The following is a 25,385-nucleotide window of genomic DNA, read 5'->3' on the forward strand; positions in this document are numbered from 1 at the left end:
GATTGACGGTGCTCTTCGCAGCCTGGCCCCGACCACGCGGTTCGGGCCCGGCCGCCGGGCGCAAAGAGCCCGACCCGCGCCGGGGAGCAATGCCTGCCCTGCTCCAGGGAACAACGAAACGATCGTGAGTTTCGATTTTCACGCCAGCCCCCCTGATTTGTTTGCCGAGGACGCGTTGCTGGACAGCGTCATCCGGTTTCCGCGTTGCCTTAACGGCCTTAGCGGTTGTGTATTTTCAAAACGGTATCTGAAATGAATTTTGCATGCAATAATCTTTTATTGAAGTGCGCTGCCTTCGTAACATTCGACATCGGCCTACAAACAGATGTGTTCATTCTAAAAATATAAGTTATTAGAAATATTATTTCCTGATGGAGAAGCTCGCTAAGATGAAAAATGACCTTCGCATGCAATCTTCGATTTTAGGATCAAATGCCGACTCTGCAGCTCCGGCGTGCTGGCAGGTTCGAAACAGTCGCACTAGAGTGTGCGCGAATCTCTTGTCCAGCCATGCCTAGCGCCTTAGTGAATCAATCCCTCCCGACACCGGCACCGCCGACCGTCGTCTGCACGCAAACGCCGCAAGCCCTGCGGCAATCGGCCGGCTGCGGTCAGGTCACCAGGCAAACGTTTCGATGAACACCGACCCGAGAGCGCCGGAAAGACTCTACGAGCTCGTCTATCGCGTCCTGCGCGATCATCTGGAGGCCGATGAACTTCCGCAGGGCCTGGTCCTGCTTGAAGGGCCGCTCGCCGACTTTTTCGGCACCAGCCGCGCCCCGGTCCAAAAGGCCCTGCGGATGCTCAACGAGGAGAAACGGATTCTCCGCTTCGAAGGCCGGGGATATGTCGTCTCAAAGGCCGGCGGCGATACCGTTCCCATTCGCATGGACATCCGGCAGTCGGGGCTGACGCTGCCGGGCGACATTGACGAAGCAATGCAGTCGCGATCATCATGGCAGCGCATCTACGGCAGGATCGAACAGGAAGTCGCCACAGCCGCCGCTTTCGGACGCTACCGGATCCACGAAGCACGGCTCGCAAGCTTGTTTCAGGTTAGCAGAACGGTCGCCCGGGATGTCCTGGGCCGGCTCCACGAGCGTGGCCTGGTGCAGAAAAGCTCCAGTTCCCGGTGGATCGCCGGCCCGCTGACGGCAGCAGCGATGAAAGAGATGTACGAGATCCGCAAGCTGCTGGAGCCAGCCGCCTTGATCAATGCGGCGCCGCGCCTCGACAGGACCGTTCTGACCAGCATGCGCGATCACATGCTGACGCTGGAACTCGACCACAGCAGCCTGACACCCGAACTGCTGCAGCAGTTCGACCGCTTTCTGCATGTCGAATGCCTGATGAAGATCGACAACAAACGCATGACATCGATCATTCGCCAGAACCAGCTTCCGCTTGCAACGGCGCAGACCTTTCAGCAGTACCTCGGCTTGGCGGATGAAAGCGCAACGCTTTCCGAACACCGTCTGGTGCTTGAGTTGCTGATCAAGGAATCGGTGGACGCCGCCGCGGCGGCCCTGGTTGCCCATCTGGAATCGGCACAGAAGCGAACGCTCGCCCGCCTCAAGGTCTTTTCGGTCGTCCCTGCACCGCAGTTCTCACCCTTTCTCGTCAAAACCCGCTGAGCGGGTTTCACGAGAGGCAAAGCGTTCTATGCATGGCCTATCCAGCCGTGCCATGTGAGGGCCGAATAGAACGACCGCGCGTCGCGAAACCCGCCTTGCCGCAATATCGCTTCATCCTCTTCCGGGCCGAGCATCATCTTGCTTGCTTCAATTGCATCGCGTGCACCCGTCGCCTTGTCAGGGTCAGCACCCGAGGCAATCGCGAAGGCGGCATAGCGGTCAAGCCAAAGCGAGCGTTCTTTCGGCTGTTGAGGAAAGCTCCCGTGCGCCGCGACGAAGGGAGCGCCGGGCCGCAGGCGCCGGTGAACCTCCCGGACCGTTCTCTCCCGCTCATCCGTAGGCAGAAAGTGCAGCGCAAGCATGCAGGTCGCCGCGTCGAAAGGCCCTGCCGGTGCGTCGTCGATGTAGCCTTCCACCAATTCAACCCTCTGCATCAACGGGCCAAGCGTGCGCTCCGCGAGACGAAGCATTTCCGGAGCAGGATCGACACCAAGGAAGGTCCACTGGGGATGCGCTTCCGCCAAAGCCCTCAGTTCGAGGCCACCGCCTGCGCCGAGCACAAGCACGCGGGCATTCGGCGGTGCGCGTTCGGCCAGGAGAACGGCGGTCATTCTGTGCAGCCCGTCGAGACCGGGCACGAAGCGTCGCACGCCTTCCGCGTAGCCGGAGACGGCGTCGGGATTGGAGAAGTTCTTTAAAAACTGCGATGCACCGTCGGCCTCGTCATCCTGCATGGTTTTCCTTTCTCGACTTGGATTGTGGACCGCGATCAAGGCGCTCGCGAAAATCGGCCTCGAGGGTTGCGAGCGACACTCTGTCGAACGACGCAACGAGGATTTCTTCCGCCTCCTTCAGCGCGTCGTCCAGCGCCGCATTGACAGCCTGTTCCAAAAGACAACCCGGCGTCTCGTTGCGGTTCCCTATGGCGAAGAGCGCGGGGTGCCCCAGCGCTCTGTAAACATCGCCCAGCGTGACCGCGCTCAAGTTGCGCTCAAGCGTCCAGCCCCCGCCATGCCCTCTCTCAGAGCCCACGATCCCCTGCTCCTTCAGCCCCGACAAGGTCCGCCGGATAACGACAGGGTTGGTCCGCATGAGCCGCCCAAGCGCCTCAGAGGTTAGAGGGCCTTCGGCCTCAGCCATGTGCAACAGAAGGTGGAGAATACCGGAAAGGCGGCTGTCGCGTTTCATGTAACATACAATGTTACATTACAGACTTTCAGTCAATGGAAGCCTTCGACGGCACGTCTGAAGCCGACATCACAAGATAAAGCGGCCGTCGCTTGCTGTCTCCGCCAGCACCGACAAAGAATCCCTTTGGCGAGGCATTCACCGCTACGGAAAGCCAAAATGAAAAGTCTCGCACTCTGGGATATGGCGGAGAGGGTGGGATTCGAACCCACGAGGCAGTTTCCCACCCACACGCGTTCCAGGCGTGCGCCTTAAGCCACTCGGCCACCTCTCCTACCGCGCCTCGGCACCCTGTTTTACTACATCCGCGTTGCGCAAAGATAAACCGCGAAACGCTGGGCCAGGGCGCCCGGCGGCGCGAACCTAGCCGAGGGCGGCCCGGGATGCAATCTCTCCCGAAAGCGGGAGCCGGGCGCCGGCCAAAAAATCCCGCCTGCCGGTGGCCGCAACCATCGTGGGCTGCTAATATCCCGCCGGTCGCCGCCCTGATAAGGCCCGAGCCGCCGGGATTCGCAGACCCGGCGGTGCAGGAGGCGACATTGGGGGATTCATGATTGTAGGCCGCGTTCTCGGCTGGTTTTTGCTGTTTGCCGCTCTGGTCCTGCTCGGTTGGGACGGCGTCTCCTCCCTGAGCAGCGGGGAATGGCGTTTTGCGGTATTGGGCCAGCGTTGGTTCGAGATCGATCAGGCCATGGGCGGCGCCAGCCTCAACACCCTGCAGGCCGGCATCGAGCGCAATATCTCCGTCGACCTCTGGGACAACATTTTTCAGCCACTGCTGCAGTGGTGGGCCTGGGCCGTGTTCTTTGTGCCCGGGGCACTGCTGGTCCTGCTGTTCCGGCGCTGGGGCGGCGAGCGCCAGCCCAAGCGCTTCTCCAGCCGCGGCCGGCGCTGAGGCGACAGTGAAGGACGGGAAAGCGCCCTAGCCGTCGCCCATCTTGAGCGCCGCCAGGAAGGCCGACTGGGGAATCTCCACATTGCCGACCTGGCGCATACGCTTCTTGCCGGCCTTCTGCTTCTCCAGGAGCTTGCGCTTGCGGGAGACGTCGCCGCCGTAGCACTTGGCGGTCACGTCCTTGCGCAGGGCGGAAATGGTTTCCCGCGCCACCACCTTGCCGCCGATCGCCGCCTGGATCGCGATCTTGAAGAGCTGCCGGGGAATCAGTTCCTTCAGGCGTTCGCAAAGTACCCGCCCGCGCGGTTCGGCCTGGGCGCGGTGGACGATGATGGCCAGGGAGTCGACCGGCTCCTGATTGACCAGGATCGACACCTTCACCAGATCGCTCTCGCGGTATTCCTCGATCTGGTAGTCGAAGCTGGCATAGCCGCGGGAGACCGATTTCAGGCGGTCGTAGAAATCGAAGACCACCTCGTTCAGCGGCAGGCGGTAGACCAGCATGGCGCGGGTCCCGGCGTAGGTCAGGTCGATCTGCTCGCCGCGGCGGTCTTCGCAAAGCTTCAGGATCGGACCCAGAAACTCGTCGGGCACCAGGATCGTCGCCTTGATCCAGGGTTCCTCGATCTTGGCGATCTTCATCACGTCCGGCATGTCGGCCGGATTGTGCAGTTCGATCATGTCGCCCTTGGTCAGGTGGATCTTGTAGACCACCGAGGGCGCCGTGGTGATGAGGTCGAGGCCGAACTCCCGCTCCAGGCGCTCCTGAACGATCTCCAGATGCAGCAGGCCCAGAAAGCCGCAGCGGAAGCCGAAACCCAGGGCCGCAGAGGTCTCGGCCTCGAACTGGAAGGAAGAGTCGTTGAGCGCCAGCTTGCCGAGGGAATCCCGCAGCGTCTCGTACTCCGCCGCATCGACCGGAAAGAGTCCGCAGAACACCACCGGGACGGAAGGCTGGAAGCCCGGCAGCGGTTCCGACGCCAGGCGCTTCTCCTCGGTGATGGTGTCGCCGACGTTGGTGTCGGCCACCGACTTGATGCTGGCGGTGAGGAAACCGATCTCGCCGGGGCCCAGCGCCGCCAGGCTGGCCATCTTCGGCGTAAAGGCGCCGACCTTTTCCACCAGATGGGTCGACTTGCTGCCCATCATGCGGATTTTCATGCCCGGCTTCAGCGTACCGTCGACCACCCGCACCAGGGTGATGACGCCGAGGTAGGTGTCGTACCAGCTGTCCACCAGGAGCGCCTTCAACGGCGCCTCGGGATCGCCCTGGGGCGCCGGCAGGCGCGTGACCAGCGCCTCCAGCACCTCGGCAACGCCCTCGCCGGTCTTGGCCGAGATCGGCAGCGCCTCGCTGGCGTCGATGCCGATCACTTCCTCGATCTGTTCCTTGATGCGCTCGGGCTCCGCCGCCGGCAGGTCGACCTTGTTCAGGACCGGCACGATCTCGTGGTCGTTGTCGATGGCCAGATAGACGTTCGCCAGGGTCTGCGCCTCGACACCCTGGCTGGCGTCGACCAGCAGCAGCGATCCCTCGCAGGCCGCCAGCGAGCGGCTGACCTCGTAGGAGAAGTCGACATGGCCCGGCGTGTCGATGAGGTTCAACTGATAGGTCTCTCCGTCGGCCGCCTTATAGCTGAGCCGCACGGTCTGGGCCTTGATGGTGATGCCGCGTTCGCGCTCCAGCTCCATGGAATCCAGAACCTGTTCCTTCATCTCCCGGTCGCTGAGCGCGCCGCAGAGCTGGATCAGCCGATCGGCCAGGGTCGACTTGCCATGGTCGATATGGGCGATGATGGCGAAATTCCGGATGTGAGAAAGGTCGGTCATGGTGCTCTGGTGAAACTGCCTGGAACGCGGGTCGCCGCCACTTTCGGCGCGCCGCAAGATAGGGCGCACGGGCCCCTTGTTCAACGCCTTGATGCAGAGACCGGCGGGTGGCGCAAAACGCGACCGCCGCAGCCTTCTAATCGCCCAGATATACCCCGGAAAGGGCGAATTTGTCCCGAAGTCGTCACACCTTCGAGGATAGACGCCGTGTTAGCTCTCAAACGAGTGGGCTATGGAGGACACCTTGAAGCGGCACAATATCTTGATCGAACCCTGGCGGGAGACATCAAGCTTTACCTATGAACGCGGCGAATTGCAGTTTCGCTGGACCGTGACCTTTGAGCGCAACGGCCTGCGCTATGAGCAGGGCACGGCGAGAACCCATGCGGAGGCCAGGGCGGCAGCCGAAGCATTCCTGGAGGACCAGGGAGTCGAGTTGCACTGGCAGCAACCGCCCAGCGCCACCACCCGCGTCCTGACCCCCCGGGCCGGCCAACCAAGGTTCTTTCAATATTAGCCGTCCCTTGCACCAACCCGTTTCTGCTCTGGGTTTCTAACTTTAAGCATAGGGTTAATACTGCTAGAGTATTTGGGATTTGGGGTGCATTGCCTCGATTCTTCACGGAATCTCAACGCCGTCGGGGAATATTGGGGGGATCTCAGCGTTCTCGAGGAAGAACACTGAGGAAACACGATGCGGAGAGGTTTCATGGGCAAGATCTTTACGACAGCGGGAAGCGGCCTGCGTTTTACGGCTTGCATTGCCGTCGCGGGCTTCGTGCTCGCAACATCGGCGTCCCCCGCCGCCGCGCGCAACGAAGCGCGGTGGTATCAGCAGAATTTCTGCATGGTGAAGGCATACGAAGCGCTCGGTAAGAAAGACGCCGCCACCTACAACAGGAACGCGCGTCAGTCGCGCGCCAAGTTGATCAAGGGTGGTGTGCCGGAGCACCACATCCGTGAGTTGGAAGCTTTCATCAAGCGGACCATCGACAAGACCCGGGCCGGCAACAAGGCCCATCAGGGTCCGCGCATCTGCATGCAGTGGTACAGCACCTGACAAGCCAGTTTAACGGTCCGTTCTGACCCCACCAAGCCTGGGATCGTCAGACGGGCGAAAAGCTCCAAGCGATCGATCTGATAGAGGAGCCCGGTTCTCAGGAACCGGGCTCCTTCTCTTTTTGGGAAAGACCGTCAGTTTCAGAACGCCGGTCTCAAAACTGTTGCATCCTTGCCACGGCCAGTGCGCAAATAACACAGTTTGGCGAAGTTTAACCTTTCGTTAACCATGGTCGGCCGAGGCTCCTATTTCTCGAAAACCGAGAGATGGGCAGGGAAAGACTGGCAATGGATCGGAGAATCAGCGAAGCCGAAGCGCGCGAATATGCCGCCATGACTTGGGCGTTGGCGGCCCGTGCCGAAGCGGCCGGAAACATCAAACTTGCGAAGGAACTGGTTGCCAAGGCCCGCCGGGCCGACGAACTCTGGGCCCGCAACAGCGAAAGCCGACAGTTCGCCTCGCGCTGATACCGGCGCGATCCCTTTCAGATTGAAGCCGCCGTCAGACGCGCAGAACGCCCCTGGGGCCGTTTAGGCGCGCAAAATCGCACCGGCACCGTCAGGTGCGCAAAACCCCACCCGTCGCACCGGTCACCTGCTTCACCACCTTGGCCGCCACCGCATCGATCTCCTGATCGGTCAGCGTCGCCTCGCGCGGCTGCAGGGTGACGGCAATGGCCAGCGACTTCTTGCCCGGCTCCACCCCCTTGCCGCGATAGACATCGAACAGCGTGACATCGCTGATCAGCGCCTTGTCCGCCCCACGGGCGGCGCGCAGCAGCTTTTCCGCCGGCACTGTCTCGTCGACCAGGAAGGCAAAGTCGCGCGACACCGGTTGAAAGGCCGATAGCGTCAGCAAGGAAGGCTTCTGCTTGCCGGCGCGCGGCAGGGGCACGCGGTCGAGGAAAACCTCGAAGGCAACTGCCGGCCCTTTGAGGTCCAACGCCTTCAGCACCCGGGGGTGCAACTCGCCGAACTGCGCCAGTACGTTGGGGCCGAGCCTGAGGACGCCGGAGCGGCCCGGATGATACCAGGCCGGTGCATCGGGCGTGACCTGCAGATTGCCGGTCGGCGCGGCGCAGGCCGCCAGCACCGCCTCGGCGTCGCCCTTGGCGTCGAAGGCATCGACCGGGCGCGGCGCGGCGCTCCAGTCGCGCGCCCGGCTCTCGCCCGCCCGGATACCGGCGGCCACGGTCGCCTGACCTTTGGGGCTGTCGTCGTGATACTGCGGACCGACTTCGAAAAGCGCCAGATCGCCATAGCCGCGGTCGGCGTTGCGGACCGCCGCAGAGGCCAGATTGGCCAGCGGTGTCGGGCGCATGACGTCGAGGTCTGCGGAGATCGGATTGTCCAGGCGCAGCGCATCCGGCACGCCGCCGAACAAGGCTGCCTCCTTGCTGGAGACGAAGGAGAAGGTCACGCCCTCCAGCATGCCGCGCCAGGCCAGCGCCGTGCGGGTCGCCGCGACCCGGCGCTGGGAGGGACTGAGGGCCGCTTTGGGTAGATAGGTCTCGCGCGGCATGTCGACCTCGGGAATGGCGTCATAGCCGTGGATCCGCAAGACCTCCTCGACCAGACAGGCCTCGCCTTCGACGTCCGGGCGCCAGGAGGGCACCGCCGCCGTCAGCCGGTCGCCGTCCCTGCCGACGGCAAAGCCAAGCCGTTCGAGGATCTCACCCTGGCGATCGGCAGCGATCTCGACGCCGCAAAGGGTCGCCGTGCGGTCCGGGCGCAGGCTGACCTGACGCTCCCAGACCGGCAGTTCGCCGGCGGTCACCACTTCGCTGGCCTCGCCGCCGCAGAGCTCGAGGATCAGGCGGCTCGCCACTTCGACACCAGGCAGCACGAAGTTCGGATCGACGCCGCGCTCGAAACGGTAGCGCGCGTCCGAATGGATGCCCAGCTTGCGCCCGGTTTCGGCGACGCGCACGGGATCGAAAAGCGCCGCTTCGAGGAAGACGTTGGTGGTCTCCTCGGTGCAGCCGGAGACCTCGCCGCCCATGATGCCGCCGATACCCTCGGGCCCGGCGTCATCCTCGATCACCACCATGGTCTCGTCGAGACTGTAGGTATCGCCGTCCAGCGCCACGATCTCGCTGCCCGGCTTGGCCAGGCGCATCACCACATCGCCCTTCACCTTGTCGGCATCGAAGACGTGCAGCGGACGGTTCAGGCCGAAGGTGACGTAGTTGGTGATGTCGACCAGGGTCGAGATGGGCCGCAGGCCGATGGCGCGCAGGCGGTCCTGCATCCACTTCGGGCTCGGGCCGTTCTTTACGCCCCGGAAATAGCGCCCGGAGACGAAGGGGCAGAGGTGCTGCTGATCATCCGGCAGGTCGCGCCGCCATTTGATCGGGCTTTCAAAGACACCGGCAACCGGCGTTTCGTCCAGCGGCTTCAAGGTGCCGAGCCCGGCGGCGGCCAGGTCCCGCGCGATACCGCGCACCCCCAGACAGTCGCCGCGGTTGGGCGTGATGGCGATCTCGATCACCGGGTCGTCGAGGCCGGCGACCTGGGCGAAAGGCGTGCCCAGCGCCACCTCTTCGCTCAGCTCGATGATGCCTTCGTGATCGTCTGAGAGGCCCATTTCGCGCTCGGAGACCAGCATGCCGTTGGAATCCTCGCCGCGGATGTTGCCGGCCTTCAGGGTGATCTCGGTTCCGGGGACGTAGCTGCCCACCGGGGCGAAGACGCCCAACATGCCGGTCTTGGCATTGGGCGCGCCGCAGACCACCTGGACCTCCTCGGTGCCGGTGTCGACGATGCAGACCCGGAGCCGGTCGGCATTGGGGTGCTGGCGCGCCTCCTTCACGCGGGCCACGGTGAAGGACTTCAGGGCTTCGGCGCGGTCCTCGATACCTTCGACCTCCAAGCCGATCATCGACAGGGTGTCGGTAATCTCCTTGAAGGAGGCCTCGGTTTCCAGATGGTCTTTCAGCCAGGAGAGGGTGAACTTCATCGCGTCAGCTCCCCCGCACCAGAGACGGCAGTTCCAGCGGCACGAAGCCGTAATGCTTCAGCCAGCGCAGATCGGTCTCGTAGAAGATCCGCAGATCGGGGAAGCCGTACTTCAGCATGGCGATGCGCTCGATGCCCATGCCGAAGGCGAAGCCCTGATAGACCTCCGGGTCGATGCCGCAGTTGGCCAGGACCTTGGGGTGCACCATGCCGGAGCCGAGAATTTCCAGCCAGTCCTTGCCCGGCCCGATCTTCAGTTCGCCGCCCTCGCGGCTGCAGCCGATATCGACCTCCGCCGAAGGCTCGGTGAAGGGGAAGTAGCTGGGCCGGAAGCGCAGCGGCAAGTCGTCGACGCCGAAGTAGGCGCGGCAGAAAGCGGTCAGCGTGCCCTTCAGGTGGCCCATATGGGTCTTCTTGTCGATCACCAGCCCCTCGACCTGATGGAACATCGGCGAGTGGGTGGCGTCGTGATCGGCGCGGAAGGTGCGGCCCGGCACGATGATGCGGATCGGCGGCTTTTCCGACAGCATGGTGCGGATCTGCACCGGCGAGGTGTGGGTGCGCAGCACCTTGCGGGCGCCAGCTTCGTCCGGGCGCAGGTAGAAGGTGTCCATATCCTGGCGGGCAGGATGGGACTCGTGGATGTTCAGCGCCGTGAAGTTGTGGAAGTCGTCCTCGATGTGCGGGCCATCGGCGACCGAGAAGCCCATCTCGCCGAAGATCGCCACCAGTTCTTCCCAGGTCTGGCTGATCGGATGAATGCGGCCCATCTCGGCCGGGCGGGCGGGCAGGCTGACGTCGATGGCCTCCGCCGCCAGGCGGGCCTCCAGATCGGCCTCCTCCAGATCGCCGCGGCGCGTTTCGATCGCCGCCGTAACCGCTTCCTTGATCCGGTTGAGGCCCTGGCCGGCTTCCTTGCGCTCGTCCGGCGACAGGCTGCCCAGGGTCTTCAACCGCTGGGTCAGTTCGCCCTTTTTGCCGAGCGCCTGAACGCGCAGTTGCTCCAGGGTTTCCAGATCGGCGGCTTCCGCCACCCGATCGATCAGGCTGCTTTGCAGCTGCTCAAGACTATCCATGACCTCTGTCCGCCTTTGCCGTCCCGCCCGGGGATTACGTGATCGGGGAACACATGATCGGGGGCGGGTCCGGCCGGTCTGCCGGCGGCTGCCTTAGCAGGCGCACCGCCGGGCCAGGAGAGGCGTCAGGCCCTTGCGGCCTTCGCCTGTTCCACCAGGGACTTAAAGGCTTCCGGCTCGCGCACCGCGAGGTCCGAAAGCACCTTGCGGTCCAGCTCGATACCGGCCAGCTGGATGCCGTTCATAAACTGGGAATAGGTCAGGCCGTGCTCGCGGGCACCGGCGTTGATGCGCTGGATCCACAGGGAGCGGAAGTTGCGCTTCTTCACCCGGCGGTCGCGGTAGGCGTACTGCAGGCCCTTTTCGACCCGCTCGATCGCGACGGTGAAGACGTTCTTGCCGCGGCCGCGGTAACCCTTGGCGCGCTTGATGACCTTCTGATGGCGGGCGTGCGTGGTGACGCCGCGTTTTACTCTTGCCATGGCTGCCTCTCCTTACTTCGCGTAGGGCAGGAAGTTACGCCGGACGATCTTGGCGTCGGCGTCGCAGAGCAGGGTCGAACCCCTGGCGTTGCGGATCATCTTCTGGGGGCGCTTGCGCATGCCGTGGCGTTTACCCGCCTGGTTCATGCGCACCTTGCCAGTGGCAGTGAGCCGGAAGCGCTTCTTCGCTCCGGACTTGTTCTTCAGCTTGGGCATTTTGCATCCTTTCTGAACGAAACGAGACTGTATAAGCGGCTGGGCATGCCCTTTTCGCCGGACCGCTCGGTAAGGAACGCGGGGTTATAGCGGCCCCCAAGCCGGAATGCAAGACGCCGCGCGAGGCCCGGATTTCCGGGCCTTTGCCGGTCTGCGGGAGGCGGATCAGGCAGCCCTTTGCGGACAGGCGGCGCGGAAGCCGGTTCCGGCCAGGGTTGCCGTCTCGATCAGCGCCTCGCGCGGCAGGCCATCGCGGGCCGCCGCGGAAAGGCCGGCCAGCACCACCCCGACGAAATCGGCGAGGCGCCCGGCCGCCCCCGGATAGTCCGCCTCTGGGAAATCCTGGCGGAGACGGTCAAGGATACCCTGGCGGGAAGCCGCCTTCAGCTCGGCCATAAAGTCACACACCGCCGTATCGGCGGAATTGCGGGCCCCGTCCAGAATCAGACAGCCCGGGCGCCGGGGGTCGGCGCTGTAGGCCTCGGCCGCGCGGATAAAAAGGCCGGGAATCACGTCATCAGCAGGCCCCTCTTGCGCCAGGGCCTCTCGAACCACGGCGCCCTCGCGGGCGCGGTAGAGCGTCACCGCCCGCTCGAACAGCCCTTGTTTGCTGCCGAAAGCCGCATAGAGGCTGGGCGGCTTCACGCCGGTTGCCTGGCTGAGTTCGGCCACACCCACCGCGTCGTAGCCACGTTCATGGAACAGCGCCAGGGCGGTTTCCACCGCCGCCTCCGGGTCAAAGGCACGCGGCCGTCCCCGGGTTGAGTTAATTTTTTTAGCAGTCATTAAATTTTTCTCTTGAAGCGGCTCTCGAACAATATATCTAACGATCATTACAAAATTCAAGCCTGACAGAAACCAACCACTTCAGATCGTTAAAGGAGCCGCAAAATGACGTCCCTCTCCAACAAGAAAGCCCTGGTTCTCGGCGGCAGCCGTGGTATCGGCGCCGCCATCGTCGAACGCCTCGCCAAGGACGGCGCGGAGACGGTTTTCACCTATGCCGGATCGGCCGAGGCCGCCGCGGCCCTGGCAGGGAAGACCGGCGCAAAGGCAAGCCAGAGCGATTCGGCGGACCGTAAAGCGGTCGCCCAGGTCATCGCCGACCAGGGCGCTCTGGACATCCTGGTCATCAATGCCGGCGTGGCCGTGCTGGGCCATGCGCTGGAGAACGATCCGGACGCCGTCGACCGCATGATCGACGTCAATGTACGCAGCCCCTACCATGCCGCCGTGGAGGCGGCCCGCAAGATGAACGACGGCGGGCGCATCGTGGTGATCGGCTCGGTGAACGGCGACCGCATGCCCTTTCCCGGCGGCGCGGCCTATGCGCTCACCAAGTCGGCGGTACAGGGTCTGGTGCGCGGCCTCGCCCGCGACTTCGGCGACCGCGGCATCACCGTAAACTCGGTTCAGCCCGGCCCCGTCAACACCGACATGAACCCCGCCGACGGCCCGATGAAGGAGATGATGCATTCTTTCATGGCCATCAAGCGCCATGCCGAACCGGCTGAGATCGCCGGCATGGTCGCCTATCTCACGGGGCCGGAAGCCGCCTACGTGACCGGCGCCCAGCACACGATTGACGGTGGGTTCGGCGCCTAGCGTCTCGGTAGAGTCAACGCCATTGCAGCCGGGACGGAAAACATCTTGGGGTTTTGACTGATGACGTTTCCCGGCGAGGCTGTCACCCCCACCCGCGCTGCGCGCGACCTCCCCCGTCGAAGGGGGAGGTTAGTCGTCGCGGAAGTTCGTTAAATTCCCTCCCCCCTTGCAGGGGAGGGCTAGGGTCGGGGGAAAGCCTCACACCGGATTGCCTGAACAGCTCACGCGGTGCCATGACCGCCGCACCGCTCAGCGCGGTGCCATGACCGCCGCACCGCTTAGCGCGGTGCCATGACCATGGTCATCTGACGGCCTTCGAGCTTTGGAAACTGTTCGACCTTGGCGGTCTCTTCCATTTCCTCGCGCACCCGGTCCAAGACGTTCTTGCCGATCTCCTGGTGCACCATTTCACGGCCCCGGAAACGCATGGTCACCTTGACCTTGTCGCCCTCGCCGATGAAGCGGTGGATGGCGCGCATCTTCACCTCATAATCATGGGTGTCGATGTTGGGCCGCATCTTGATTTCCTTGACATCGATCGTCTTCTGCTTCTTGCGGGCCTCGTTCTTCTTCTTCTGGGCCTCGTAGCGGAAACGACCATAGTCCAGGATCTTGCAGACCGGCGGGTCGGCGTTGGGGGAAACCTCCATGAGGTCCATGCCGGCAGCCATGGCGCGGCTCAGGGCATCGACTGTCGAGACGACCCCGACCTGTTCGCCGTTTTCATCGACCAGGCGCACCTGGGGCGCGGTGATGAGTTCGTTGACGCGCGGCCCGTCGCGGGACGGCGTAGAATCAAAGGGTGGGCGTGCTATTGTTTAGGCTCCTCGTTTCCATCCATATGCGGGTCACCACTTTCCTGGTAATAAAATTCCGCCCCGCCATGGCTGGCGGCGGCTTCCCCTCTCGGCTTGCGCGGGTTTTCCATCTTCTTCCGGTTTGTTCCGGCATCCCCCGGCCGTCTCTGCGGTCCGGCTTTAGCGCCTAGAGGACCGATCCAACGGCTATGAGGCCGGCTGCGCCAAGGCGCCCGGACCCGCTGCTTCCGCCTTGATCCTAGCCACTGCGTCGTCAAGCGCAAGAATCTCTTGCGCCTTGCTGCCCAGGCGTCGCAGCGCGACCTTGCCTTCCTCCGCCTCCCGGCGGCCGACCACGGCCATGATCGGCACTTTGGCCAGAGAGTGCTCGCGCACCTTGTAGTTGATTTTCTCGTTGCGCAGATCGGCTTCGACCCGGATGCCGGCGGCCGCCATTTTCTCTTTTACCTGAATGGCATAGTCGTCCGCATCCGAGGTAATCGTGGCAATCGAGACCTGAATCGGAGACAACCAAAGCGGAAATTTACCCGCATGCTGCTCGATCAGGATTGCCAGAAAGCGCTCGAAAGAGCCGAGGATCGCCCGATGCAGCATCACCGGACGGTGTTTCTCGCCGTCTTCGCCGACGTAGCTGGCGCCAAGACGCTCCGGCAGCACGAAATCGACCTGGAAGGTGCCGCACTGCCAGTCGCGCCCGATGGCGTCGCGCAACACGAATTCCAGCTTGGGGCCGTAGAAAGCCCCCTCACCCGGGTTCAGGCTGTAGGGCAGCCCGGCTTCCTCCACCGCATCCTTCAGCGCCGCTTCGGCCCGGTCCCAGGTGGCATCGTCACCGGCGCGCACCGGCGGGCGGTCGGAGAATTTCACCACCAGATCATCGAAACCGAAGTCGCGATAGATGGACTGCAGCAGGTCGCAGAAGATCACCGTCTCGCTGTTGATCTGCTGCGGCGTCGAGAAGATGTGGCCGTCATCCTGGGTGAAGGCCCGCACCCGCATCAGCCCGTGCAGGGCGCCGGAAGGCTCGTTGCGGTGGCAGGCCCCGAACTCCGCCATACGCAGCGGCAAGTCGCGGTAGCTGGTGATGCCCTGTTTGAAAATCTGCACGTGGCCCGGACAGTTCATCGGTTTCACCGCCAACACCCGGTCCTCGGACTCGGCGATGAACATATGCTCGTGGAATTTCTCCCAATGGCCCGAGGTCTCCCAGAGCGAGCGATCAATCAACTGCGGGGTTTTCACCTCTACATAGCCCGCCTCCGCCTGGCGCCGGCGCATATAGGCCTCGACGGTGCGGTAGAGGGTCCAGCCCTTGGGGTGCCAGAAGACCGAGCCCACCGCCTCTTCCTGCAGGTGAAAGAGGTTCATTTCGCGCCCCAGGCGGCGGTGATCGCGCTTCTCCGCCTCCTCGACCATGGTCAGATAGGCCTTCAACTGCTTGTCGGTCTCCCAGCAGGTGCCGTAGACGCGCTGCAGCTGTTCGTTCTTGGCATCGCCGCGCCAGTAGGCGCCGGACACCTTGGTCAACTTGAAGGCATGGCCCAGCTTCTTCGTCGACGGCAGGTGCGGGCCGACGCAGAGGTCGAGCCAGCCACCCTGGCGATAGATCGAGATCTCGGCATCGCTCGCCAGGGTTTCGATATGCTCGGCCTTGTACTTCTCGCCGATCTTCGAAAAGTGGCGGATCGCGTCATCGCGCTCCCAGACCTCGCGGGTGATGGTCTCGTCGCGGTCGACGATCTCGTGCATGCGCTTTTCGATCGCCGCCAGGTCTTCCGGCGTGAAAGGCGTGGCGCGGGCGAAGTCGTAATAGAAGCCGTTTTCAATGGCGGGACCGAAGGTCACCTGGGTGTCGGGATAAAGCTCCTGCACCGCCTCGGCCAGCACATGGGCGCAGTCGTGGCGCAGCAGTTCCAGGCTGTCCTCATGACCGGCCGTCACGATTTCGATGGCCGCATCGCCGTCAATGGCCACCGACAGATCTTTCAGCACCCCGCCCACCTTGATGGCCAGCGCCGCCTTGGCGAGGCCCGGTCCGATACTGGCCGCCACTTCGGCGCCGGTGACCGGCCCCTCGTAATCGCGGGCGGAGCCGTCGGGCAATGTGAGCGAGATCGGTTTCTTCTGGGTCAGGTCCATCTGGGCGTTTCAGCAGGCAGATATGAAGACAACGGCCCCAAAACCGGGGGCCGGGCGGAAAGCGGCGGCAACTCTAGAAGGATTCCAACTGCTGTCAAGGATGCGCGCCGGGGGCCCAGGCGCCGGAGCGCAGCACCTCTTTATAGACCGCCAGGGTCTTGGCGCACATCTGCTCCTTGGAGAAGCTCTGGCGCACCCGGGCGATGGCCTCGTCATGCAGCCTTGCGCGGGCTTCGGGTGAAAGGCCCAGTGCCTTGCGCAGACCGGCGGCCAGGGCCGCCGCGTCGCCGGAGGGGAAGAGAAAACCGGTGCGCTCGGCCAGCAACTGCTCGCGCGCGCCGCCGTGATCGCTGGCGACGACCGGACGGCCCAGGGCCTGCGCTTCACCAACAATGCGCCCGAAACCCTCGGGATCGGTGGAGGCCGAAACCACCACGTCGGAGAGCATGTAGGCCGCCGGCATGTCGTTGCATTCGTCCAGCAGCAGAACCTTGCCGGCGAGGCCGTGGCGGTTGATCAGTTCTTCCAGTTCGCGGCGATAGGCGGTGCGTCCCTGGTCGGAGCCCACCAGCACGCAGCGGTAATCGATGTCACGCAGATAGCTCAGCGCCTCCAGCAGCACCGCCTGGCCCTTCCAGCGGGTCAGCCGGCCCGGCATCAGAATCAGCGGCAGGCCGTCCGGCAGACGCCAGCGGGTCGTCAACTGGATCATACGCTCGGCGCTCACGCGGTCCGGATCGAAGCGCGCGAGATCGACACCACGATGGATGACCCGCAGCATCTTGGGGTCGACCTTGTAGTTGCTGCGAACGTGTTCGGCGATGAAATCGGAAATCGCGATAACACGTTCGCCGTCGGCCATGACCGCGTTGTAGCGCTTCTTCAGCGCGTTCGAAAAGTTATAGGGCGCATGAAAGGTCGTCACGAAGTGACAGCCGGTCTGCCGCGCCGCGGCCCGCGCCGACCAGGCCGGCGCGCGGGAGCGCGCGTGCACCAGGTCGACTTTATAGCCCTCGATCACCTTGACGAGGCGCGCCACATTGCGGCGCATGACCAGCGGATTCTTGGAGGCCAGCGGCATCTTCAGGTGCAGGGCGCCGAGACGTTTCAGATCGTTTTCCATCGGCCCGCCTTCGGAAGCGACGATGGCGGTGCCACCGTCGGCGATGATCGCCCCGGCGATATCCACCGTGCCGCGCTCCGCCCCGCCGGTGACCAGCGCGGGCAGAACCTGCAAAACAACCGGTCCCTGGGCAGCCGTCGCGCTTTCGATCTGCGTGACGCCGGTGCTAACCTCCGGCGCGCTCATGGCGTGACGCTTTTCCGCCGGGCCCGCGGGGCCTCAAATATGACGGTAAACCTGAGAGAAAACATGTCGATTCCCGAAGTGACGGCCGACCGAACTCCCCAAACTTTACCCTGCGAGGACGGTACCGTCCTCGCCTATTACAAGACAGAAGCAGGAAAAGCCAGTGCCGAGGAACAGCCGGCCTTGCCGGGCCTGATGTTCCTGGGCGGTTTCATGTCCGATATGACCGGCAGCAAGGCGCTGGCGCTGGAGGCATTCGCACGCGACAGAGGCCAGGCCTTCGTGCGTTTTGATTACCGCGGTCACGGCGCCTCGGAGGGCAAGTTCACCGACGGCACCATCGGCACCTGGCTGGCCGATGCCCTGGCGGTTCTGGACAACCTCACCGAGGGGCCGCAGGTCATCGTCGGCTCCTCCATGGGTGGCTGGATCATGCTGCTGCTCGCCCTGGCGCGGCCGCAACGCATGGCCGGTTTGGTCGGCATCGCCGCGGCGCCGGATTTCACCGAGGAAATCATCGGCCCCCGCACCACCGACGCCTTTCGCGAAAAGATGGCTCAGGACGGTTACATCCTCTACCCCTCGGCCTACAGCGACGAGCCCTACACCATCACCAACGAACTGATCGAAGAGGGGCGCAAGCATCTGCTGCTGAAGGGACCGATCCCGATCACCGCGCCGGTACGCCTGCTCTACGGCATGCAGGACAACGACGTGCCCTGGCAGATGGCGCTCCGCCTCAGCGAGCTTCTCGAAAGCAGGGATGTCGAATTGAGCATCGTGAAGTCCGCCGGGCACCGCTTCTCGGAACCCGCGGAGATCGACTTGCTGCTGCGCACGGTAGGTGCGCTCAGCAATCCGCCCCGAGCCGCCTAATACCCTTGTTCCAGCAGGGCATCGAGCCCGGCTTTGTAAGTCGGATAGGTCAACGTCACCGCCAGTTCGTCATGCAGGCGGCGGTTGGAAACCCGCTTGTTGTCCTGCCAGAAACTGAGTCCCATGGGGGAGAGTCCGGCCTCTTCCAAGGGCACCAGGGGCGGCGGATCGACGCCGAGAAGCCCGCAGGCATAGGCCGTTACCTCGGCCGGCGAGGCCGGATCGTCGTCGCAAACATTGTAGATGCGCCCGGGTCGCGGTGCCGCCATGGAGGCCTGCAGCACCGTGGCGATATCCTCGACATGAATGCGGCTGAAGACCTGGCCCGGCCGGTCGATGCGCTTGGCCTTGCCCGCCCGCACCGTGTCCAGCATGGAGCGGCTCGGCCCGTAGATGCCGGCGAGACGGAAAATGTGGACCGGCAGGCCTTCTGTGCGGCAGGCCGCCAACCAGGCCTCCTCCGCCGCCACCCGCCGCCGGCTCCGCCCGGCATTGGGCCGCAGCTCTGACTCCTCGTCCACCCAGCTGCCGTCGCGGTTGCCGTAGACCCCGGTGGTGGAGAGATAGCCGGCCCAGGAAAGCCCTGCCAGACCAGTCAGCGCCGGGGCGTGCAAATCCAACACCGGATCGCCGGCGTCGTCCGGGGCGATGCTGGTCAGCAGATGGGTGGTTCCCGCCAGGGCCGCTGCCGGATCCGCCAAGGGCTGCTCCCGGCTGAAGAGAAAAACCTCGATACCCTCGCCCCGCAGCGCCGCCGCCTTTTCCGCCGAGCGCGTGGTCCCGGCGATCGACCAGCCCGCGGCCCTCAGGCGGCGCGCCAGCGCCAGAGCGGAAAAACCGAGGCCGAAGCAGAACAGACGGCCAGGCTTGGGCAGCGTGGCATTCTCAGTCGAAGGGGCGGTTTCCACCAAGGGGCATCTCGCTTAAGTTGGCGCCAATGAACAGTCTCAAAGCATATAGGGTATAGCGTGACGGCACGAAAGAGCGGGCGGAAACACCTCAAGAGTCTTGCTGGACCCCTGCGGTCTGCGGCTGCCGCTGCGATAGGGGGCCTTTGCCTGTTGGTTGCGGCCGGGAACCCTGTTGGGGCGCAGAGCGAGGACCAGGAACAGGCCGCCCGCTACGCCAACTGCATGGATCTGATCGAGCTTGATGCCGACCAGGCCCTGGAACAGGCCCAGACCTGGGCCGACCTTGGCGGCGGCGATCCGGCGAGCCACTGTGCCGCCGTTGCCCTGCTGCGTCTCGGTCACCATGCCGCCGCCGGTGAAGAGCTGGAATCCCTCGCCGCCAGCCTGGAACAGGGCTTCGCCTTTCTGCAGATCCCGATCCTGATCCAGGCCGGCCAGGCCTGGTTCCTTGCCGAGGATCTCGACCGCGCCTATGCAATTCAAACCACGGCGCTGGCGCGGGAGCCCAACAACGTCGACCTGCTGGTCGACCGCAGCATGACCGCGGCCACCGTCGGCGATTTCGACGGCGCCGTCTCCGACCTCAGCCGGGCTCAGGCCAACGCCCCCCAGCGCGCGGATATCCTGGTGCTGCGCGCCAGTGCCTACCGCTATCTGGATCAGGCCGCCCGCGCGCTGGCCGATGTCGAACGCGCCCTGGCGATGGACCCCGGCAATGCCGAGGGCTATCTGGAGCGCGGCAACCTGCGCCGCCTCGCCGGTGACGACGACGGCGCCCGCAACGACTGGGTGGAAGCCGCCAGCCGCGCCCCCGACAGCGCCACCGCCGCCGCCGCCCAGGCCAATCTCGCCAAACTCGACGTGAAGGTGGAGTAGGGCGAGACGGCAGGTTGGGGCCAGCATTCCCCCTCACCCCGACCCTCTCCCACCAGGGGAGAGGGAGAAGCAAAAAAACGCTCTTGTTACCCTCTCCCCTGGTGGGAGAGGGTTGTGGAGGCTTGGTGAGATCGAAGGTCGAACCTTAGCCGAAGCTGGGTGAGGGGGAGCACTCTCGGCCGCCTCCTCTTGCCCCTCAGAAGTCCAGATCGGCGTAGTGTTTGGGCGGGCGGGCGCCGGAGATGTGGTCGCCGAGAATGGCGCGGAAGCTGGGCCGCGACTTGATGCGGGCATACCAGTCCTTAGCGTCCGGGTGTTCGGACCAGGGCACGTCGCCGAGATAGTCGATGGCGGAGATCTCGCAAGCGGCGGCGATGTCGGCGCGGGAGAAGTTGTCGCCGGCAAGCCAGCGCCGGCGGTCGCAAAGCCAGGCGATGTATTCCAGATGATAGTGGATGTTCGCCAGCCCGGCGCGGATGGCGCCGGAATTCGGTGTGCCGAGCCCGAGGAACCGCTTCATGATTTTTTCCTCGACCAGATTCACCGTCACCTCGCGGTGGAACTTTTCGCCGAACCAGGCGCAGAGACGCCGTGTCTCGGCGCGGTCGACCGGCGTATCTCCGAGCAGCGTCGGCTCGGGATAAACCTCCTCCAGGTATTCGGCGATGACCGCAGCACCGGGAATGGCGGTGCCGTCTTCATCGATGAAGACCGGTACCTGCCCCGCCGGATTGAGGTGCAGAAAGACCTCCCGCCGCTCCCAGACCTTTTCGGTCTGCAGTTCGCAGTCGATGTTCTTTTCCGCCAGCAGAACGCGGATGCTGCGGCAGCCCGGATCGATGGCGAGGTGATAGAGTTGGCGCATGGCCGCGGACTATAAGCACCGCGCCGGCCCCTGAACAGTAGCGTTTAAGGGTAACGGAGCAGAGTTGTCCTCAGACTTGGCAAGGCCTGGTCAGGCCCGCGCGGCAACCTCCGCCTCGCGGCTGACCGGGTGAGCCAGACGGTGGATCATTTCCTTGGGCACGACCTGCCAGAAATGACCTTTTTCGTGCTGCCAGTCGACCAGGAGTTGCTGGGCGTAGGCAGACTGGGTTTCACGCCAGTGTTCCTCGATCAACGCGCGCAGTTCGTTCTCCCAGTACTCCGTTTCCAGACGCTGGAAGATCACCGACTCCCCGTTGATGCGCTCGGGCAGGGTGTTGTCCACGTCATAGATAAAGGCCATGCCGCCGGACATGCCGGCGCCGAAGTTGGCCCCCACCGAACCCAGGATGACGGCGACGCCGCCGGTCATGTATTCGCAACCGTTGGAGCCGCAGCCCTCGACCACCGCGACGGCCGCCGAGTTGCGCACGCAGAACCGCTCGCCCGCCTGACCGGCGGCGAAGAGCTTTCCGCCGGTGGCGCCATAGAGCACGGTGTTGCCGATGATGGTGTTCTCGTTGCTCGCCAGACGGCTTGAGGTGAGCGGACGCACCACGATGGTGCCGCCGGAAAGCCCCTTGCCGACGTAGTCGTTGGCATCGCCAAAGACCTCCAGCTTCAAGCCCTGCACCGCAAAGGCGCCGAGCGACTGGCCGGCGGAGCCGCGCAGCCGCACGGTCATGTGATCGGGATCGAGCCCGGCCATGCCGAACTGGCGGGTGATCATCGCCGACAGCTTGGTGCCGATGGCGCGGTGGGTGTTGCGGATCGAATACTGCAACTGCATCTTTTCGCGGTCTTTGAACAGCGGTTCCGCGTCTTCGATGATCTGGGCATCCAGGGTTTCCGGCACCTCGTTGCGCCCCACCAGGGTGCAGTAGGTCGGATCGTCGCCGGCATCGGCCTTCACCAGCAGCGGGTTCAGATCGAGATCGTCCAGATGGGCAGCGCCGCGGCTGACCTGCATCAGCAGGTCGGTGCGCCCGACGATCTCGTTCAGGCTGCGCATACCCAGTTGGGCCAGAATCTCGCGCACCTCCTCGGCGATAAAGCTGAAGAGGTTCACCACCTTCTCCGGCGTGCCGGTGAACTTCTCACGCAGGGCCTCGTCCTGCACGCAGACCCCGACCGGGCAGGTGTTGGAATGGCACTGCCGGACCATGATGCAGCCCATGGCCACCAGGGAAGCGGTGCCGACGCCGAACTCCTCGGCCCCCAGCATGGCGGCGACGACGACGTCGCGGCCGGTCTTGATGCCGCCGTCGGTGCGCAGGGTCACGTTGTGGCGCAGGCGGTTCAGGGTGAGCACCTGGTTCACCTCGCTGAGCCCCATTTCCCAGGGCACCCCGGCGAACTTGATGGAGGTCTGCGGCGACGCACCAGTGCCCCCGACGTTGCCGGAAATCAGGATCACGTCGGCCTTGGCCTTGGCGACACCGGCGGCGATGGTACCGATGCCCGAACGCGCGACCAGCTTCACGCAGACCTTGGCCTGAGGATTGATCTGCTTCAGGTCGTAGATGAGCTGCGCCAGATCCTCGATCGAATAGATGTCGTGATGCGGCGGCGGCGAGATCAGCATCACACCGGGCGTCGAGTGCCGAAGTTTGGCGATCATCTCCGTCACCTTGAAGCCGGGCAGCTGCCCGCCCTCGCCGGGCTTGGCGCCCTGGGCCACCTTGATCTCGATCTCACGGCACTGGTTCAGATATTCCGCCGTCACGCCGAAACGCCCGGAGGCGACCTGCTTGATGGCTGAGTTTTCGTTGTCGCCGTTGGGATGGGGCGTGAAGCGCAGCGGGTCTTCGCCGCCCTCGCCGGAATCCGACTTCGCGCCGATACGGTTCATGGCGATGTTGAGCGTGCCGTGCGCCTCCGGCGACAGGGCACCCAACGACATACCGGGCGTGACGAAGCGCTTGCGGATCGCGGTGATGGACTCCACCTCTTCGATGGCAATCGGGGTGATGCCCTCGTCCTTGAAGCCCAGCAGGTCGCGCAGGTTGCTCGGCGGCTGGCTGTGCACGCCCTCAGAGAACTTGCGGTAGGTGGTGTAGGAGTCCGTCGCCACCGCATGCTGCAGTGTATGGATCAGGCCGCCTTCCCAGGAGTGGCTTTCGCCGCCGCGGCGGTAGCGGAAGAAACCGCCCACGGGCAAGGTAAGGAAGTCCTCGTTCCAGGCCTTTTCATGCAGATCCAGCACCTTCTGCTGGATACCGGTCAGGCCGATGCCCGAAAGCCGGCTCGGCATCGGCATGAAAAACTCGTCCACCAGGGTGCGCGACAGACCGACCGCTTCGAAATTGCAGCCGCCGCGGTAGGAGGAGATCACGGCGATGCCCATCTTGGACATGATCTTCAGGAGGCCGTCGTCCACCGCCTTGATGTAGCGGTGTACGCAGTCTTCCAGGGCCCGGTCGCCGAAGAGGCCGCGGCGGTGGCGTTCGGCAATCGACTCCTGCGCCAGGTAGGCGTTCACCGCCGTCGCGCCGACGCCGATCAGCACCGCGAAATAGTGCACATCCAGGCATTCGCCGGAGCGCACGTTCAGCGACACGAAGGTGCGCAGCTTTTGATATACCAGATGGCGGTGCACGGCGCCGGTGGCGAGGATCATCGGGATGGCGACCCGTTCGGCGGAAACCGCCTCGTCGCTCAGGATGACATGCTCGCAGCCTTCGCGGACCGCGTTCTCCGCCTCCTGGCGGATGCGGTCGAGCGCATCGGTCAGCGCCGTCTCGCCGCCGTCGACCGGGAAGGTACAATCGATGGCCGAGGCGGTGTCGCCCATGTGCACCAGCATGGCATCGAACTCGGCGTTGGAGAGCACCGGCGATTCCAGTTGCAGCAGGCGAAGCTGCGCCTCGTCCTCGTCCAGGATATTGCCGAGGTTGCCGAGGCGGGTCTTCAGGGTCATGACCCGGCGTTCGCGCAAAGAGTCGATCGGCGGATTGGTCACCTGGCTGAAGTTCTGGCGGAAGAAGTGATGCATGCCGCGATAGCGCCCTGAGAGGACGGCCAGCGGCGTGTCGTCGCCCATGGAGCCGATGGCTTCCTTGGCTTCGTCGACCATGGGGTGGAGGATCAGCTCCAGATCCTCCATGGTCAGGCCGTAGTTGAGCTGTCGGCGGCGCAGGTCGTCGCCTTCCCAGCGCACCGGCTCGCCGTGGTCCGGGCGCAGCAGGTCATCGATGGAGGTGACGTTGGCGATCCAAGCGCCGAAGGGTTTTTGCGCGGCGAGATGGGCCTTGATCTCGTCGTTGTGGTAGAGGCGGCCCTCGCCCAGGTCGACGGCGATCATCTGGCCCGGCCCGAGGCGGCCTTTTTCGATGATGCGCTGTTCGTCGATCCGCACCATGCCGGTTTCCGAACCGGCGAACAGCAGGCCGTCGTCGGTGATGGTGTAGCGCATCGGCCGGAGGCCGTTGCGGTCCATGCCCGCCACCGCCCAGCGACCGCCGAAACCGCAGACCGCCGCCGGTCCGTCCCAGGGCTCCATCACCGCGTTGCAGTAGCTGTAGAGATCACGGTGGACCTGGGGCATGGAGGGATCCTGCCCCCAGGCCTCCGGGATCAGCATGGTCTTCACCATCGGCAGGTGGCGGCCGGCGCGCACCATCAGCTCGGCCACCGCATCCAGGGCCGCCGAGTCCGACGAGCCCGCGGCAATGACCGGCTTCAGGTCCTCGACATGATCGGAGAAGGTTTCCGAGGCCATGCGGCACTCATGCGCCTGCATCCAGTTCACGTTGCCCTTCAGCGTGTTGATCTCGCCGTTGTGGGCGAGGATGCGGAAAGGCTGGGCCAGACGCCAGGTCGGGAAGGTATTGGTCGAGTAGCGCTGGTGGAAGATGACGAAGTTGGAGGCGAAGCGCTCGTCCAGCAGGTCGGGATAAAAGGTCGAGAGCTGCTCGGCCAGGAACATGCCCTTGTAGATCACCGAACGGCAGGACAGGGAGCAGATGTAGAAGTCCTGGATCGACTCCTCCTCCGCCGCCTTCTCGATGCGCCGGCGGATAATGTAGAGGTCGATTTCGAACTGCCGGTCGTCGACGCCGCGGGAATTGGCGATCATCACCTGCTCGATCTCGGGCCGGGTCAGATTGGCTTTCTCGCCGACGATGTCGGTGTTCACCGGCACCTGGCGCCAGCCGTAGATGGTGTAGCCGAAGTTCAGAATCTCCCGCTCCACCAGAACCCGGCAGCGTTCCTGAGCGCCGAAGTCGGTGCGCGGCAGGAAGACCATGCCGACGGCCAGCATCTCCTCGCCGGGCTCATGCCCGGTGCGCGCGACGTGCTCGCGGAAAAAGTCCTGCGGGATCTGCAGATGGATGCCGGCCCCGTCGCCGGTCTTGCCGTCGGCATCGACGGCCCCGCGGTGCCAGACCGCCTTCAGCGCCTCGATGCCCGCGACCACCACCTCGCGGCGCGGTTTGCCGTCGATGGAGGCGACCAGGCCGACGCCGCAGGCGTCATGCTCGTCGCTGGGATCATAGAGCCCTTCGCGGCTCAGACGCTCGGCATTGGCCTGCCAGTCGGAGACCCAGTGGGAGACGGCGTCGCGTGTCGGGAGATTCTTTTTCATG

The 25,385-nt window shown here is 64.3% G+C and carries 22 protein-coding genes and 1 tRNA gene; 8 read left to right on the forward strand and 15 right to left on the reverse strand.

Annotated elements, in window-relative coordinates; all coding sequences use genetic code 11:
* The first annotated feature begins 635 nt into the window (after window positions 1-635).
* Window positions 636-1,634, forward strand: coding sequence for a GntR family transcriptional regulator (locus tag ACP146_RS22335; protein ID WP_422368963.1), 999 nt, complete (start codon window positions 636-638; stop codon window positions 1,632-1,634).
* Between the two features lie 26 nt (window positions 1,635-1,660).
* On the opposite strand, the gene ACP146_RS22340 is transcribed toward ACP146_RS22335, so the two are convergent.
* From ACP146_RS22340 to ACP146_RS22350, 3 genes are all read right to left on the reverse strand, one after another.
* Complete coding sequence (locus ACP146_RS22340) at window positions 1,661-2,368, reverse strand: class I SAM-dependent methyltransferase (protein ID WP_422368964.1); 708 nt, start codon at window positions 2,366-2,368, stop codon at window positions 1,661-1,663.
* A complete protein-coding gene (locus ACP146_RS22345) occupies window positions 2,358-2,822 on the reverse strand; it encodes an RrF2 family transcriptional regulator (RefSeq protein WP_422368965.1) in 465 nt (154 codons plus the stop codon). The genes ACP146_RS22340 and ACP146_RS22345 overlap by 11 nt, the downstream gene beginning before the upstream one ends.
* 184 nt (window positions 2,823-3,006) lie before the next feature.
* Window positions 3,007-3,096 (reverse strand) — tRNA-Ser (locus ACP146_RS22350).
* A gap of 276 nt (window positions 3,097-3,372) precedes the next feature.
* Between ACP146_RS22350 and ACP146_RS22355 the strand changes: the two genes are divergently transcribed.
* Window positions 3,373-3,717, forward strand: coding sequence for a hypothetical protein (locus tag ACP146_RS22355; RefSeq protein WP_422368966.1), 345 nt, complete (start codon window positions 3,373-3,375; stop codon window positions 3,715-3,717).
* Between the two features lie 27 nt (window positions 3,718-3,744).
* On the opposite strand, the gene lepA is transcribed toward ACP146_RS22355, so the two are convergent.
* A complete protein-coding gene (lepA, locus tag ACP146_RS22360) occupies window positions 3,745-5,547 on the reverse strand; it encodes a translation elongation factor 4 (RefSeq protein ID WP_422368967.1) in 1,803 nt (600 codons plus the stop codon).
* A 232-nt stretch (window positions 5,548-5,779) separates the two neighbouring features.
* On the opposite strand from lepA, the gene ACP146_RS22365 reads away from it, so the two are divergent.
* The 3 genes from ACP146_RS22365 to ACP146_RS22375 all read left to right on the forward strand — a co-directional run bounded on the left by ACP146_RS22365 (window position 5,780) and on the right by ACP146_RS22375 (window position 7,074).
* A complete protein-coding gene (locus ACP146_RS22365; RefSeq protein WP_422368968.1) occupies window positions 5,780-6,064 on the forward strand; it encodes a hypothetical protein in 285 nt (94 codons plus the stop codon).
* Between the two features lie 192 nt (window positions 6,065-6,256).
* On the forward strand, window positions 6,257-6,607 hold the full coding sequence (locus ACP146_RS22370; protein ID WP_422368969.1) for a hypothetical protein: 351 nt from the start codon (window positions 6,257-6,259) through the stop codon (window positions 6,605-6,607).
* 287 nt (window positions 6,608-6,894) lie between these two features.
* The gene (locus ACP146_RS22375; RefSeq protein ID WP_422368970.1) at window positions 6,895-7,074 is read left to right on the forward strand and encodes a hypothetical protein; all 180 of its coding nucleotides are present in this window, start codon (window positions 6,895-6,897) and stop codon (window positions 7,072-7,074) included.
* 91 nt (window positions 7,075-7,165) lie between these two features.
* Here ACP146_RS22375 and pheT read toward each other — a convergent pair whose 3' ends face one another.
* The 5 genes from pheT to ACP146_RS22400 all read right to left on the reverse strand — a co-directional run bounded on the left by pheT (window position 7,166) and on the right by ACP146_RS22400 (window position 12,124).
* Window positions 7,166-9,565 (reverse strand): phenylalanine--tRNA ligase subunit beta, encoded by a 2,400-nt coding sequence (gene pheT, locus ACP146_RS22380; protein WP_422368971.1) that lies wholly within the window; start codon window positions 9,563-9,565, stop codon window positions 7,166-7,168.
* A 4-nt stretch (window positions 9,566-9,569) separates the two neighbouring features.
* Window positions 9,570-10,640, reverse strand: coding sequence for a phenylalanine--tRNA ligase subunit alpha (gene pheS, locus ACP146_RS22385; protein ID WP_422368972.1), 1,071 nt, complete (start codon window positions 10,638-10,640; stop codon window positions 9,570-9,572).
* Between the two features lie 125 nt (window positions 10,641-10,765).
* Window positions 10,766-11,122: a 50S ribosomal protein L20 gene (gene rplT / locus ACP146_RS22390; RefSeq protein ID WP_422368973.1), complete on the reverse strand. Its 357-nt coding sequence runs from the start codon at window positions 11,120-11,122 to the stop codon at window positions 10,766-10,768.
* 12 nt (window positions 11,123-11,134) lie between these two features.
* Window positions 11,135-11,338, reverse strand: coding sequence for a 50S ribosomal protein L35 (rpmI, locus tag ACP146_RS22395; protein ID WP_299396389.1), 204 nt, complete (start codon window positions 11,336-11,338; stop codon window positions 11,135-11,137).
* 165 nt (window positions 11,339-11,503) lie between these two features.
* A complete protein-coding gene (locus tag ACP146_RS22400) occupies window positions 11,504-12,124 on the reverse strand; it encodes a TetR/AcrR family transcriptional regulator (RefSeq protein ID WP_422368974.1) in 621 nt (206 codons plus the stop codon).
* Between the two features lie 105 nt (window positions 12,125-12,229).
* On the opposite strand from ACP146_RS22400, the gene bdcA reads away from it, so the two are divergent.
* Window positions 12,230-12,943 carry an SDR family oxidoreductase gene (gene bdcA / locus ACP146_RS22405; RefSeq protein ID WP_422368975.1) on the forward strand — a complete coding sequence of 238 codons (714 nt, stop codon included), beginning with the start codon at window positions 12,230-12,232 and terminating at the stop codon, window positions 12,941-12,943.
* A 278-nt stretch (window positions 12,944-13,221) separates the two neighbouring features.
* On the opposite strand, the gene infC is transcribed toward bdcA, so the two are convergent.
* The 3 genes from infC to ACP146_RS22420 all read right to left on the reverse strand — a co-directional run bounded on the left by infC (window position 13,222) and on the right by ACP146_RS22420 (window position 17,209).
* Window positions 13,222-13,758, reverse strand: coding sequence for a translation initiation factor IF-3 (gene infC / locus ACP146_RS22410; RefSeq protein ID WP_422369685.1), 537 nt, complete (start codon window positions 13,756-13,758; stop codon window positions 13,222-13,224).
* Between the two features lie 189 nt (window positions 13,759-13,947).
* Window positions 13,948-15,900 (reverse strand): threonine--tRNA ligase, encoded by a 1,953-nt coding sequence (thrS, locus tag ACP146_RS22415; RefSeq protein ID WP_422368976.1) that lies wholly within the window; start codon window positions 15,898-15,900, stop codon window positions 13,948-13,950.
* 94 nt (window positions 15,901-15,994) lie between these two features.
* Complete coding sequence (locus ACP146_RS22420; RefSeq protein ID WP_422368977.1) at window positions 15,995-17,209, reverse strand: glycosyltransferase family 4 protein; 1,215 nt, start codon at window positions 17,207-17,209, stop codon at window positions 15,995-15,997.
* Between the two features lie 39 nt (window positions 17,210-17,248).
* On the opposite strand from ACP146_RS22420, the gene ACP146_RS22425 reads away from it, so the two are divergent.
* A complete protein-coding gene (locus ACP146_RS22425) occupies window positions 17,249-18,085 on the forward strand; it encodes an alpha/beta fold hydrolase (protein ID WP_422368978.1) in 837 nt (278 codons plus the stop codon).
* Here the strand turns inward: ACP146_RS22425 and ACP146_RS22430 are convergent.
* The gene (locus ACP146_RS22430; protein WP_422368979.1) at window positions 18,082-18,993 is read right to left on the reverse strand and encodes an SDR family oxidoreductase; all 912 of its coding nucleotides are present in this window, start codon (window positions 18,991-18,993) and stop codon (window positions 18,082-18,084) included. The two genes, ACP146_RS22425 and ACP146_RS22430, sit on opposite strands and share 4 nt — an antisense overlap.
* Before the next feature lie 153 nt (window positions 18,994-19,146).
* On the opposite strand from ACP146_RS22430, the gene ACP146_RS22435 reads away from it, so the two are divergent.
* On the forward strand, window positions 19,147-19,872 hold the full coding sequence (locus ACP146_RS22435; RefSeq protein ID WP_422368980.1) for a hypothetical protein: 726 nt from the start codon (window positions 19,147-19,149) through the stop codon (window positions 19,870-19,872).
* A 196-nt stretch (window positions 19,873-20,068) separates the two neighbouring features.
* On the opposite strand, the gene ACP146_RS22440 is transcribed toward ACP146_RS22435, so the two are convergent.
* Complete coding sequence (locus ACP146_RS22440; protein WP_422368981.1) at window positions 20,069-20,737, reverse strand: glutathione S-transferase family protein; 669 nt, start codon at window positions 20,735-20,737, stop codon at window positions 20,069-20,071.
* A gap of 90 nt (window positions 20,738-20,827) precedes the next feature.
* A complete protein-coding gene (gene gltB, locus ACP146_RS22445) occupies window positions 20,828-25,384 on the reverse strand; it encodes a glutamate synthase large subunit (RefSeq protein ID WP_422368982.1) in 4,557 nt (1,518 codons plus the stop codon).
* Window position 25,385: the final 1 nt, after the last annotated feature.

Source organism: Pelagibius sp., from assembly GCF_965249265.1.
Lineage (GTDB): Bacteria > Pseudomonadota > Alphaproteobacteria > Kiloniellales > Kiloniellaceae > Pelagibius.